Below are 12,179 nucleotides of genomic sequence, written 5' to 3' on the forward strand. Positions count from 1 at the left end.
GGGCTGCCGCCGAGCCGTAGTGAACGCTGTTCGTTTATGGAACACTGTTCGTCATGAAGCCGATGAACCACCACGCGGACACCGCCACCGCCACCGACACTGCTACGGGCACCGCCACGGACGTGGAGGTGACCGTGGTCGGAGCCGGGCCGGTGGGCCTGGTGCTCGCCGCGGAACTGGCGCTGTGCGGGGTGGGGGTGCAGGTGCTCGAACGGCTGGCCGAGCCCGACCCGGGCATGAAGGCGGGGGCGATCAACGTGCCGACGGCCCAGGCGCTCGACCGCCGCGGCCTGCTGCCCGCCGCCGAACGGGTGCACCGGGACCTGCTCGCCCGGACGGGGCCCTTCGCGAACCCGGCCGACGGCCCCCGCCCCGGTGCCGACAGCCTGCGCCCCGGTGCCGGCCGGCCGGCGGGCGAGCCGCGCTTCACCGGGCACTTCGCCGGGATGGTCCTCGACCCCGGCCTCGTCGACTGGACCGACCCCGACCTCGCCGCGCACACCGCGGTCGACGCAGCGCGGATGGTCCCGCAACGCGAACTGGAGGAACTGCTGGCCGGCCACGTCGCACGGCTCGGCGTCCCGGTGCGCCGCGGGGTGGAGGTCACCGGGCTGGAGGACACCGGCGACGCCGTCCTCGCCACCACCACCGCCGGCCCGGTGCACAGCCGCTGGCTGGTCGGCTGCGACGGCGGGCGCAGCACCGTACGCCGCCTCGCGGGCATCGCCTTCCCCGGCACCGACCCCGAACTCACCGGACACGCGGCGCTCGTCGACATCGCCGACCCGGAGAAGCTCGCCGACGGATGGACGTGGTCGGCCCGGGGCGCGTACCGCTGCGGGCCGCAGCCCGGGCGGGTGGCCACCGTGGAGTTCGCCCGCCCGCCCGCCGACCGTACGACACCCGTCACCCTCGACGAACTGCAGGCCGTCCTGCGCCGGGTCTCGGGCACCGACGTCACGCTGACCGCGCTGCGCGGCGCCGCGACCCGCTGGAGCGACAACGCCCGCCAGGCCGCCGCCTACCGGTCGGGCCGCGTGCTGCTGGCCGGCGACGCCGCGCACGTGCACTCGCCGTTCGGCGGCCAGGGGCTCAACCTCGGGGTCGGCGACGCGATGAACCTGGGCTGGAAGCTCGGCGCCGTGGTCGCCGGATGGGCGCCCGAGGGGCTGCTCGACAGCTACGACGCCGAACGCCGCCCCCTGGGCGCCTGGGTACTGGACTGGACGCGGGCCCAGACCGCAGTGATGCGCGGGGACGCCGCGTCGGCCGCCCTGCGGCAGGTCCTCGCCGACCTGCTCGCCACCCCGGACGGCGCGACCCACGCCGTCAAGCAGATCTCCGGCGTCACCCAGCGCGTCGACCTGCCCGGCAGCCACCCCCTGGTCGGCCGCTGCGCCCCCGACCTGTGGCTGGGGGACGGCTCCCGGCTGGCCGACCACGGCCACGGCGGCGGCTTCCTGCTGCTCGACCGCACCCCGGACGGCGCGCTCGCCCGCCTCGCCGAGGCCTGGAAGGGGCGGGTGAGCGCCGTCGCCGACCCGGGTGCCGCGACGCCGGCCGGCGTGCTGGTCCGCCCGGACGGGGTGGTCGCCTGGGCCTGCGACACCGGCCGCACCGCCGACGCGGCCGCAGACCTCGAAGCCGCCCTCCACCGCTGGGCCGGCGCACTCCCGAGCCCCCGTCCTCGCCCGTCGTGCCCCGGCCCCCGCGCCCTGGGGAACTGACGCCCCACCGGCCCGTGAACGGGGTGCTCCCAGGCGGAGCGGGGCGAGAGGAAGCCGACATGAATGCGATCATCAGCTTGGACCTGGCAGGTTTCGTCCCGCGCGCGCAGTGAGGATGCCGGCGGCGGACCGGGCGTTCTTCGACCCGGCGGCCGGGTCCGCGGCACGCACCAGCAGCGGGGCGGACCCGCGGCGGTGGGCGGAATGGGACCTGATGCACTCGCCCGTGCAGCTGGAGCACCCTCGTGCAGCAGCTGCTTCTGCCTGGATCCGGTCCGGGCGGCGGCCAGCCGGCTGAAGGTGCTGGAACGGGCGGCAGCAGAAGGGGAGTTGGTGATCCCGGCGCACTTCGCGGGAGCGGGTGCGGCGCGGGTCAAGCGGCAGGACCGCGCTCCCCGTCCCGCCTTGCCCCCGCTCCTCGCCGCCCTCGTCCGCCCCGCCCGCGTCCTGCCCACGCAGCCGGCGGCACGGGTGAACCCGTCGATTCCGGACGCCCGTCACCTCAGGTGAGGGGGCCGCCCGCCGGACGGGCGGCTTCGGTCCGTACCGACTGAGGAGTACCCGTGAAGAAGATCAAGACGGCGGTGGCGGCCGCCGTTCTCGCCGGTGTCGCGCTGACGGCGGCGCCCGCCGACGCGGTGGCGGAGCCGATGCACTGCGTCAGCCCCACCTGGGGCGGCGAGTACCTCTGCGGTGCCGAGTACGGTCAGCCCGGCATCGTGGAGTACGCCTACCGGGACGGCCGCCGGCAGGCCTTCGTGATCGGAACCGACCACGCCGTGTGGACGCGTTCGAGCAGCGCGTCCGGCAAGAAGAGTGCCTGGTCGTCCCTGGGCGGCTACCTGGTCGGCGGGGTCGGCATCATCGCCTCCGACGTGGGCCTCGGCCAGTTCGAGGTCGGCGCGAAGGGCACGGACGGCGGCCTGTGGTCCCGCTTCCACTCCGCGGACGGCAGCTGGAGCGCGTGGCGCCGGGTCGCCTGACACGCCACCGGCCGGGGGCCGGGCGGGCGCGCGGAATCCCCGCACGCCCGCCCGGCCCTCCTCGTTCCCCCCGGCCCTCCGCCCCCCGCCGTGCCCTCCGCCTCGCCGTACGGTCGCCCTGGTCGCCCTGGTCGCCCTGGTCGCCCCGCGTATCACCACTGCGACCCCGAGCCCCGCACTGCACCGCACCACCCCGCACGCCCAGATTTTTGCTCGCGCGGGCAAGTTCTTGCTCAGGCGAGCAAACTGCCCTAGAGTCTTGCTCAGGCGAGCAAGAGCTTGCTCGCAGGGGCAAGGAGGCGTGGGGATGGGTCGGACGTTCACCGAGACGGGGCGCCGGGCGCAGATCGTGCAGGCCGCCATCGAAGTGGTCGCCGAACTGGGCTACGCGAAGGCCTCGTTCAGCCGGATCGCGAAGCAGGCCGGGCTGAGCAGCACCGGGATGATCTCGTACCACTTCGCCGGCAAGGACGACCTGATGCACGAGGTCGTCGCCGAGGTGACCAGGGTGACCGCCGGCTTCATGGCGCCCAGGGTCGGCGCGGCCGAGGGCGCACGGGAGCGGCTGCGGGCGTTCATCGAGTCCAACGTCGAACTGCTCACGGTCTGCCCCCAGCACCTGAAGGCGCTGATCGAGGTGCTGCCCAACCTCGGCGGGGACGACCCGACCAACGTGGGCTACCAGGCCTCGGTGCAGCAGCTGATGGAGAGCCAGGAGCAGGCCGTCCGCGCAGCCCAGGAGGCGGGCGAGTTCCGGGAGTTCGACCCCCGGCTGATGCTCGTCGCGCTGCGCGGGGCGATCGACGCCGTGGTGATGCGCTGGGTGGGCGATCCGACCTTCGACGTCGCCGAGGCCGGCCGCGAACTCGCGGACACCTTCGACCGGGCCACCCGCGCCGAACCGTAGCGGCACACCCGGATCAGCAGGTCACACAGGACAGGGCAGAGGCAGTCATGGGAGGGGCGAGCGTGATGGGGGAGATCGTGAACAAGCAGGTCGGACAGGACACCCAGCAGGACACCGACCGGGAGACCGGCCCGCAGGCCGCCGCGTCCGCACCGGGCGCGGACCAGAAGGCCCACAAGTCCCGCGCCGCCAAGCGCGCACTGGTCAAGTCGCTGGTCTTCGAACTCGCGCTGCCGCTCGGCGGCTTCTACGTCCTGCAGGGCGTGGGCCTCAGCCAGTGGGCCGCGCTCCTGGTCAGCAGCCTGCTGCTGGTGCCGTGGCTGGTGCTCGGCATGGTGCGCAGCCGCCGGATCGAGGTGATGCCGGTCTTCACGCTGCTGATGATCGTCGTCGGTGCGCTGATGTCGATGGTCAGCGGCAGCCCCCGGGTGCTGCTGGTGCGCGACAGCTGGGTGTTCGGCGTGCTCGGGATCTGGGTGCTGGGCACCCTGGCCACGCAGCGCCCGTTCATGCTGACCGCGGCGCGTTCGATCGTCGCCGCCAAGATCGGCGAGGCGGGCGCCCAGGAGTGGGTGGGGCGCTGGGACCACGACGCGGCCTTCCGCCGCCACCTGCGGACCCTGACCGCGGTCTGGGGCCTCGGGTTCGCCGTGGACGCCGTGATCCGGGTGGTCCTGGCCTCCACTCTGCCGGTGGACCTGGTGCCGCTGGTGAACTCGCTGCAGTGGCTGGCGGTGCTGGGCGGGCTGTTCGCCTTCCACTTCTGGTACGTCACCCGCCACGGCCTGAAGGTCTGAAGGTCCGACCCCGTGGCCGACCCCACGGCCGCCCCGCAGACGGGCCCCGGCGGGCGTCCTGAGGAATCCTCAGGACGCCCGCCGGGGCCTGGCCGCCTGGTCGGGCAGGGCGGGTGACCGCTCCCGCCCGCCCGGTGCCGCGGTTTCGTCAGCCGTTGTTCCAGGTGGCGCCGGAACCCGTGAACGAGCCGGTGACTCCGTTGTCGTCGGCCAAGATCCAGAAGTCGGCGTGCGAGATGCCGTCGGGGCCGACGTGTGATTCGACCGCCGCGACGCCGGCGCCGTTCTGGTTCGCGGTGAAGTAGCCCTTGCCGAAGTTCGCGTCCAGGCCCTCCTGGGCCGAGGCCAGACCGGCGCAGCCGATCACGAGCGGGACGGTGAGAGCACTGACGGCCAGAACACGCTTGAGAGCACGCATGGGAAAGATCCTCCACGGATATCCAGGAAATGAAGCGGCGGCGCCGGTCGGCCTCGCCACGACTTCAGACAGCCATGCGCCGTCACCCCCCGCAAGCGCTGCCACCGCCCGAGCGGACCTCACAGCTCGTCAGACACACCGCGCCGACCTGCAGGGATACGGATCGTACGCTTATCGCCCGGGATCAGTCGGGCGGAGCAGGCTCCCCAGCCCCGGCCGCAGTCACCGGCCGCCGTCGCCGGCGATCACCGTCCCGCCGGCGCCGCGCCGATTCCTACGGGCCGGCAGCCGGCGGCCGACCGCGGCTTCCGGTCACCGTTCAGGCGCCGAAGACGGCGGTGGGGTCGCCGGTGAGCCAGCTGTTGTCGATGCGCATCCGGTGGACGAGCCAGCGGCCGCCGTCGCCACGGACCAAATCGACGGTGTAGGGGTTCTTGAGCAGGGCGTGGGTGCCCGAGCCGTCGGTGAGCAGGTGCTGGGCCTCGACGAGTGCGGTGAGGCGGGCGGTGTCCCCGTCGACGGCGATGCGCGGGTTGGTGACCTGGTGGGTGGTGTCCACCCGGCCGGTGAACATGGCCAGGATGGTGTCGACGATGGTGTCGCGGCCGGTCATCAGGGGCGGTTCGGCGCCCCAGCGGGCGGCGGCGGGGCGGAAGTCCAGTTCCGCGTCGGCGGTGAAGGCCGAGGCGAACAGCTCGCGGTCCTTCAGGTCCTGGCCGAGGGCGAAGCGGTGGAGGGCGTCGGTGATCTCGGCGCGGTCGCGCAGTTCGGCGACGACGGCGGCGGTGTCGCCGGGCTGCGCGGCCAGCGCCTGCAGGGGGTGGGCGGTCATGATGTCCTCCGCGGGGTGGGGGAGTTCGGCTTCGACGTCCCCCACTCTCCCGCCGTGATCGTTGGCGAACAACGGCCGTCTGCGCAATGATCGTGAACTCGGGCTTAACGACGGGGTGGCGTGTGATCGAGCGGTACGAGGTGGAGGCGTTCCTGGCACTCGCGGAGGAGCTGCACTTCGGGCGCACCGCCGAGCGGCTGCGGGTGTCCACCGCGCGCGTGAGCCAGACCATCCGCAAGCTGGAGCGGCGGGTGGGGGCGGCGCTGTTCGAGCGCACCAGCCGCCGGGTCGAACTCACGCCGCTCGGCCGCAGGTTGGCGCAGGAGCTGGGGCCGGCCTGGGAGGCGGTGGGGGCCGCGCTGCAGGGGGCCGTGGAGGCCGGGCGGGGCCTGTCCGGCACGCTGCGGGTCGCCTACGCCGGTGCCGCCGCCGGCCAACTCCTCGTCGGGGTGGTCGAGTTGTTCCGGGAGCGGGCGCCCGGCTGCGAGGTGGTGCTGCGGGAGGCGCGGATGACGGAGACGGTCCGCTGGCTGCGCGAGGGCGAGGTGGACCTGTCCCTCGTGCCCCTGTCCGCGCCGGGGCAGGGCATCGCCGCCGGTCCGGTCCTGGTGCGCGAGGCCCGGATGCTCGCCGTCCCCGCCGGGCACCTCTTCGACCGCCCGGACGGCGCCTCGGTCCGGGACCTGGCGGCGGTGCCGGTGGTACGGCTGCCGGACGGCGCCCCCGTGGAAGCGCCACCCGCGGACCGGGCAGGCCCGTCGGCCGACGCCGCCGCACCAGGCCCGTCGGCCGAGACCGTCGCCGAGGCGCTGACCCTGGTCGCCGCCGGGCGGGGCGTCCTGCCCGTCGGGGCCCACGCCCGGCGCTACTACCCGCGCCCGGATGTCGCCTACGTCCCCCTGCACGGCGCGCCGCCGCTCGAATGGGGCCTGATCCGCCGCGGCGGCGACCCCGCCGCCCGCGTGCGCGCCTTCACCGAGGCCGCCACCGCCCTGGTCACCGGCGCCGGCTGAACGAAGCAGCCCCGCCCCGGTTCGAGGGTCCGAAAAAATTCTCGGATCCCTCTGCAACCCGACGGGGCTGCGCGTCTTGGTCAGATGACAGGCGCGGAAGGGGGCCACCTTCCGGCGGGGCGATGCTCCGCCCGTGGACCGCAAGGGTTCACAGGCGCGCGTCCCGGCCGCTCACCGACTCGCTCACACACGTCATCCGTCCAGCCTTTCCGGCGCAGTCGAACCCCGAGTTTGGCTCGCTCGCCCTCCCGGCGCAGACGGCCCGCCGTTCCCGTCGCGCCGTCGACCGCCGCTGCCACGGCCTCCGCCCAGGCCCTGCACGACGCGCAGGCCGGGGCGCTGAGCGTCCAGGCGCCGGCGGCGGTCGGCTTCGCCGGGCAGCCGGTCGCGTTCACCGAGACCATCACCAACACCGGCACCGAGGACACCTCGTACGCGCTCCTGCTGCAGACCTCCACCGAGGCCGGCACGCCGCCGCACGCGATCACGATCGACTACAAGGACCCGGCGGACGGCATCTGGAAGTCGGTCCCGTTGGACTTCTACCCAGGCGGTGACCAGGCCACCTGCCACGGCATGACCGGCGCCACCGCGGTCGCGGCCGGCACGAGCGGGAAGCTGGACGTGCGCATCGGCGCCCCGATGGGCCTTGCGCACGCCGGCGCGAGCAACGGGGGCTTTCGCGCCATCACCCTGAGCTCGCGCCTGACCGTGCCGGGAACCGGGGGGAGAACCTGGGCGAGCAGGTCAGCACGATCACGGTCGACCCCATCGGCAGCTCGCTGGCCCACGTGCCCGCCACGGCGATCGCCGGCGGGGCGCCGATCGAGTTCGACGCGGTGCTGGCCAACCCCACCCCATCCGCGTACACCAACCTCGGCAACGTCCTGTTCGTCGACCCCACGCCACCGTCCAGGTCCGCCAGGCGGACGGCAGCTGAACCACGCCGGAGAAGGTCTTCGACGGGATCCCGGACGACAGGCCCGGCGTCTACCTGCAGGGCCGCGACTCCTCCATCGGCGCCGGGAAGACCACGGTGACCCGGGTGCGGGTGTCCTACGACGCGACCACGCCGCCGGGCGCGACCTCGATCGACCCGTGCCTGTTCGTCAACGGGGGCGCCACCCCGTTCCGCGGCACCACCACCCGCAGCCAGGGCAGCACCGTCAAGGTCGCCGCCGCCCAGGCCCCCGGGAACACCACCGCCAAGCCCGCCGCCGACACGGTGCCCGCCTCCGCCGCCCTCGGCACCGCCGCGCTCCCGCTCGCCCGCCGCCTGCGCCGCCAGTCCTGACCCGCCCACGGCCCGCAACGCGCCCCCGCCCACCCGCCCCGCGCCGCGCACCAGCGGCGCGGGCCCCGGTTGCACGGCGCGGGGCCCCCGGCGCCCCGCGCGGCATCACGCTGCGCTGCGGGCCGCAGGTCTGGACAGCAGTGTGAGGGTGGGCCAGTCTTCACCACCATGACGTTCCCCCAGCCCTCAGCCGGTGCCGCACGCACCGCGCTCTTCGAGGCAGTGGCCGCGGTCGGCGACGAGGCCCCCGCCCTGCTCGCCGGCGCCCACGGCGACATCCCGATACCCGGTGCCGAGTGGACGGTCGCCGAGGCCGCCGCGCACCTCGCGATGGCCAACGAGCTGATGGCCGCCCTGGCCGCAGGCGAGGAGCGGCCCTACGGGGACGGCACTGCCGGCTCGCTGGCCGCCGCGAACCAGGCCTCACTGGCCGAGCGGCCCGAGCGGCGCCCGGCCGTCCTCGCCGGGGAGATCGCCTACTGGGCACGGGAGTTCACGACCGCAGCCCGCCCGCGCAGCGGCACCGAACCGGTACTGACCCCGCTCGGCCCGATGGACCTGGACACCCTCGGCGCCTACCTGCTGACCCACATGCTCGGCCACCTCTACGACATCGCCGTCGCCCTCGGGCGGCCGCACCCGGTCGACCGCCACCGCGCCGGGCTGACGATGCCATTTCTGCGCACCGCCATGCCCAGGGTGGTGGACACCCGTGCCGCGGCCGGCCACAGCGCCTGCTACCGGCTACGGGTGCGCGGCCTCGGCGCCTTCGCGGTGACCTTCACCGACGGCGCCGCCGTGGTCACCCCGCAACCACCGCGCCGCCCGGACTGCACGATCCTGACCGAACCGGTGGCCTTCCTCCTCATCGCGCTGGGCCGCCACACCGCCACCGCCGCCCTCACCCGCGGCAAGGTCCTCGCCTGGGGCCGCCGCCCCTGGCTGGCCCCCACCTTCCCCACCCTGTTCGCCGCCCCCTGACCCCACCCACCCACCCACCCACCCACCCGCCATCGCCGAGGCCACCTCCATCCCGGGCACCGGCGACCGCCGGAGCCTGGCGGCTCGTCGTGCGTGCCCGTGCCCTCGGCCCCCGGTCGCCCCGGCCGTCGTTGCGGTGTCCGGCTGCAGGCCGGCGCGGCGATAGCCCGCCGTCCGTACCGGCCCCTCGCGCGCAGTAACGACGGGTCGGTGTGTCCGGGTGGGTGGAGATCCCGAACGAGGAAGAACGTTCCGGTCCTGACGCCTCTCCTCTTCAGGCCAATGCCATGCGCCTTCCTCGCACACGCTTGCCCGTGGGCTTGCCCGGCCCCCGAAAGGCGCAGGCAGGTGGCTTGCCCACCGGCTCGGGCAAGCCACCTGCCTGCCTGCCTGCCTGCCTGCTTGTCCTGTCCGGCTCGGGATCGGATCGGCCCTGATGCTTCGCCACCGGCCGGCCGCCAGGCAGGGTGGTTGCCGGGTCCCGGAGGTGCCGCCCGGGTACGACGCCGGGTTCCTGCTCCGGTATGGCTGAGCAAAATCTTCACGAGGACAACCGTGCTCCGGCCGCCAGCGTGCTTGCCCAGTGGATCCTCGTAGCCCGCCGGCGCCCCGAGCCAGGCCCCGCTGTTCCACCCTGGGGCGGTTCCGCAGGCCGACCCGGTCACAGACGATTCGCTGTTCCCCGTGTCGTCCGTCGCACCGCCGTCGTCCCGGCCTGCCCCGGGACCGGCGCCGAACCGCCGACACGGTGCCCGGGGGGTCACCACGCCGCCGCCGGCCGTCGCGGGCCGTCGCCGAGCCCCGACCGGCGCCCATGTCGCCCCGGAGAGAAGCGACAGCACCCGCCGTCACCGCCACTGCCCCGGCTGCCTGTTCCGCTTCACCCCCAGGGGACAGCACTCCCCTGCCGCCGGCGGCCGGGCAGTCCCGAGAGCCAGTCCGCTGTCGCCGGCAGACCACCCCCGGTTTCGTCTCGGCAATGCCCCTGTTCCCCGCGATGCCACGGGCCTGTCGGCCTGGTCGGCCCCCGCCCACCGACCGTGGCCCCACCGACCGTGGCCCCGGCGGCCGGGGCCACTCCTACGACATCGCCGACCTGCCGACCCCGGCGCGACGTGATCACCTCGCTGCGCGTCGACGTCCTCGCTTCCCCCGGCCCCCAGGGCCGCCACCGCTGACCGGGTCCAGTGTTCGGCAGCACGGGGGTGGTGGGCATGCTGACCCTGCGGAGGGGTTGCCTCCATGGGGTGCTGGACCGTTGCCTGGACAGTGGGCCGGGAGGTTGCGCCGTGCGTTGCACCGGAGGTTGTGACCGGCTTCCCCATGGGAGACGTCTGCGCAGGTCAGCACCGATGGGCAAGCGGTCGGCCCGATCGACACCTCTTCCTCGCGACAGCAGAGGAAGAGGTCGGTCAAAGTGCCGTGCCGACCGACCGTTGCGCCAGTCCGTCAGTGTCCGCTTGCGCGTTGGTGGTCGAAGCCGGCGAGGATCAGCGCCCGCACCCCGGCCAGGAGAACCTGAGCCGGAGCAAGGGCCTCCCGTACGCGGGGGCTATGTGCGGCGCAGGCGACGGCGGCGGCATCGATCCGGGCAGCGGGGTCGGTGGGCACCCCCGGTCAACGACCCCGCGCACAGCCCGGCCCCGGTCGCCGCCCGGGGCGGGCGTCGGCCTCGGCCTCGGCCCGTGCCCGGTCGGGCGGTGCGCGGGGCGGCGCCGTCGAGGGCTGCGAGCAGACGGGCGCGGACGTCGGCGGCGGCCTCGCGGGTGACCGGGTCCGCGCTCTCCAGCTGCGGGGTGATCAGCTCCGCAGCCGCGGCCAGGAGCGGGAGGGGCACCTCCGCCGTCCGCAGGTGGAGGAGCTGCGACGCCGCCCGCTCGCCGGGCGTGGCCGCGGCGGGGCGCCGGGGAACAGGGTAGTGATGCCCCGGGGGAGCCGGCTGTCGGTCACGCGCCCATTCTCGCGCGGCCGGACCGGTGGCGGTCACCGCGGTTGACGGTCCGGGGAGGTGAGCTTGAGGACCTCGGCCACGGCGGAGACGCTGTGGTCGCCGTGACCGGCCTCGACCGCCCGGCGCAGCAGGTCGTACAGCGGTGCCTGCCACCGCACGTCGAGGCCGGCTTCCCAGCCGAGTTCCTCGGCCGAAGGGGCTCCGGCGAGGAAGACGTTCACGGAGGACCCGGGCACGGCGTACTCGCCGCTGTCGATCTGCTCGGCGAAGAGGGGCAGCACCGAATTGATCATCTCGAACCACTTGACGCTGAACCGCACCATCGACCCGGCTTCCAGGCCGCGTGCCTGCAGCGCCGCGGCGCCCTGGAAGAAGCCGACGAGCGCGGGCAGCAGGGTGGCGCCCACCGCCGTCTCGTACAGGGCGGCGAGGTCCGGGTCGGCGCCGAGGTGGACGGTGTCACCGCCCAGCACCCGCAGCGTCGACTCGAACTCGGCGAAGACGTCGCCATCCCCGCCGTAGTACAGAAGGGTGTCCTCGGCGCCGACGGCGGACGGTACGTTCTTGACCGCCCCGTCGAGGTAGCGCGCGCCGTGGCCGAGCGCCCACGCGGCCGTCCGGCGGGCACCGGACGGCGAGCCGCTGTTCAGCGTCACGAGGGCGCGTCCCGCGAGCGCCCCGGCTGCGGCGGCCGGGGCGAGGGCCTCGACGGTGTCCCCGTACGTCGTCAGGCAAGCGACGACCAGCGGGCTCGCCGCTACCGCCACCTCGACCCCTGCCGCGTGGACGGCGCCCTTCGCCACCAACGGCGTGGCCTTCGACCCGGTCCTGTTCCAGACGGTGGTCGGGTGCCCGGCGTCGATGAACGCCGCAGCCAGTGCGCTGCCCATCGAGCCCAGTCCGATGACGGTCACGGGTGTGCGGTCGGATTGCCCGGTCATTCCTCTGCTCCGATCGTCGGCTGCCGAACTTCCCCGAATTCGGCAGGAGTTGGATACGGGCTCCATGCTGCGAGGACACCGGTGGATCCACAAGTACCTACAATTCTGTTGGGTACCGACAGAATTGTGCGGGCATGCGGGCATCGCGGGCACGGATCGGAGAGCGGATGACGAAGCGGAGCTACACCTGCGGACTGGACGCCGCCATCGACGTCATGGGAGGGAAGTGGAAGGGTCTGATCCTGTTCTGGCTCGGCGAAAGCCCGCTGCGCTTCGGCGAATTGCGTCGAACGCTCGACGGCATCAGCGAGAGGATGCTGATCCTGCAGCTTCGG

General features: G+C 74.1%; 11 protein-coding genes. 8 read left to right on the forward strand and 3 right to left on the reverse strand.

What is annotated here, in order from left to right:
- The first annotated feature begins 62 nt into the window (after positions 1 to 62).
- The 4 genes from BX285_RS23470 (at position 63) to BX285_RS23490 (ending at position 4,414) form a co-directional block, all read left to right on the forward strand.
- Positions 63 to 1,727 carry an FAD-dependent monooxygenase gene (locus BX285_RS23470; protein ID WP_121177876.1) on the forward strand — a complete coding sequence of 555 codons (1,665 nt, stop codon included), beginning with the start codon at positions 63 to 65 and terminating at the stop codon, positions 1,725 to 1,727.
- 563 nt (positions 1,728 to 2,290) lie between these two features.
- Positions 2,291 to 2,710: a hypothetical protein gene (locus tag BX285_RS23480; RefSeq protein ID WP_121177092.1), complete on the forward strand. Its 420-nt coding sequence runs from the start codon at positions 2,291 to 2,293 to the stop codon at positions 2,708 to 2,710.
- A 307-nt stretch (positions 2,711 to 3,017) separates the two neighbouring features.
- Complete coding sequence (locus BX285_RS23485) at positions 3,018 to 3,617, forward strand: TetR/AcrR family transcriptional regulator (protein ID WP_097234451.1); 600 nt, start codon at positions 3,018 to 3,020, stop codon at positions 3,615 to 3,617.
- Between the two features lie 65 nt (positions 3,618 to 3,682).
- On the forward strand, positions 3,683 to 4,414 hold the full coding sequence (locus BX285_RS23490) for a VC0807 family protein (protein WP_179852631.1): 732 nt from the start codon (positions 3,683 to 3,685) through the stop codon (positions 4,412 to 4,414).
- A gap of 148 nt (positions 4,415 to 4,562) precedes the next feature.
- Here BX285_RS23490 and BX285_RS23495 read toward each other — a convergent pair whose 3' ends face one another.
- The gene (locus BX285_RS23495) at positions 4,563 to 4,832 is read right to left on the reverse strand and encodes a hypothetical protein (RefSeq protein WP_097234450.1); all 270 of its coding nucleotides are present in this window, start codon (positions 4,830 to 4,832) and stop codon (positions 4,563 to 4,565) included.
- A gap of 319 nt (positions 4,833 to 5,151) precedes the next feature.
- Positions 5,152 to 5,664 (reverse strand): nuclear transport factor 2 family protein, encoded by a 513-nt coding sequence (locus BX285_RS23500; protein WP_121177878.1) that lies wholly within the window; start codon positions 5,662 to 5,664, stop codon positions 5,152 to 5,154.
- Positions 5,665 to 5,786: 122 nt separating this feature from the next.
- Between BX285_RS23500 and BX285_RS23505 the strand changes: the two genes are divergently transcribed.
- The 3 genes from BX285_RS23505 to BX285_RS23520 all read left to right on the forward strand — a co-directional run bounded on the left by BX285_RS23505 (position 5,787) and on the right by BX285_RS23520 (position 8,952).
- Complete coding sequence (locus tag BX285_RS23505; RefSeq protein WP_121177095.1) at positions 5,787 to 6,677, forward strand: LysR family transcriptional regulator; 891 nt, start codon at positions 5,787 to 5,789, stop codon at positions 6,675 to 6,677.
- 1,036 nt (positions 6,678 to 7,713) lie between these two features.
- A complete protein-coding gene (locus tag BX285_RS23515) occupies positions 7,714 to 7,971 on the forward strand; it encodes a hypothetical protein (protein WP_121177100.1) in 258 nt (85 codons plus the stop codon).
- Positions 7,972 to 8,139: 168 nt separating this feature from the next.
- A complete protein-coding gene (locus tag BX285_RS23520; RefSeq protein WP_121177103.1) occupies positions 8,140 to 8,952 on the forward strand; it encodes a maleylpyruvate isomerase family mycothiol-dependent enzyme in 813 nt (270 codons plus the stop codon).
- Between the two features lie 1,983 nt (positions 8,953 to 10,935).
- On the opposite strand, the gene BX285_RS23525 is transcribed toward BX285_RS23520, so the two are convergent.
- Positions 10,936 to 11,844, reverse strand: coding sequence for an NAD(P)-dependent oxidoreductase (locus tag BX285_RS23525; RefSeq protein WP_121177106.1), 909 nt, complete (start codon positions 11,842 to 11,844; stop codon positions 10,936 to 10,938).
- 167 nt (positions 11,845 to 12,011) lie between these two features.
- Between BX285_RS23525 and BX285_RS23530 the strand changes: the two genes are divergently transcribed.
- Positions 12,012 to 12,179, forward strand: a 168-nt coding sequence (locus tag BX285_RS23530) for a helix-turn-helix domain-containing protein (protein ID WP_147465222.1), incomplete at its 3' end; no start/stop codon positions are given.

The sequence above is a fragment of the Streptomyces sp. 1114.5 genome (assembly GCF_003635085.1).
Lineage (GTDB): Bacteria > Actinomycetota > Actinomycetes > Streptomycetales > Streptomycetaceae > Kitasatospora.

Coding starts and splice junctions, on each gene's coding strand:
- BX285_RS23500 (WP_121177878.1), bottom strand. CDS start 5,664: ATGACCGCCCACCCCCTGCAGGCGCTGGCCGCGCAGCCCGGCGACACC.
- BX285_RS23490 (WP_179852631.1), top strand. CDS start 3,683: ATGGGGGAGATCGTGAACAAGCAGGTCGGACAGGACACCCAGCAGGAC.
- BX285_RS23525 (WP_121177106.1), bottom strand. CDS start 11,844: ATGACCGGGCAATCCGACCGCACACCCGTGACCGTCATCGGACTGGGC.
- BX285_RS23470 (WP_121177876.1), top strand. CDS start 63: ATGAACCACCACGCGGACACCGCCACCGCCACCGACACTGCTACGGGC.
- BX285_RS23495 (WP_097234450.1), bottom strand. CDS start 4,832: ATGCGTGCTCTCAAGCGTGTTCTGGCCGTCAGTGCTCTCACCGTCCCG.
- BX285_RS23485 (WP_097234451.1), top strand. CDS start 3,018: ATGGGTCGGACGTTCACCGAGACGGGGCGCCGGGCGCAGATCGTGCAG.
- BX285_RS23520 (WP_121177103.1), top strand. CDS start 8,140: ATGACGTTCCCCCAGCCCTCAGCCGGTGCCGCACGCACCGCGCTCTTC.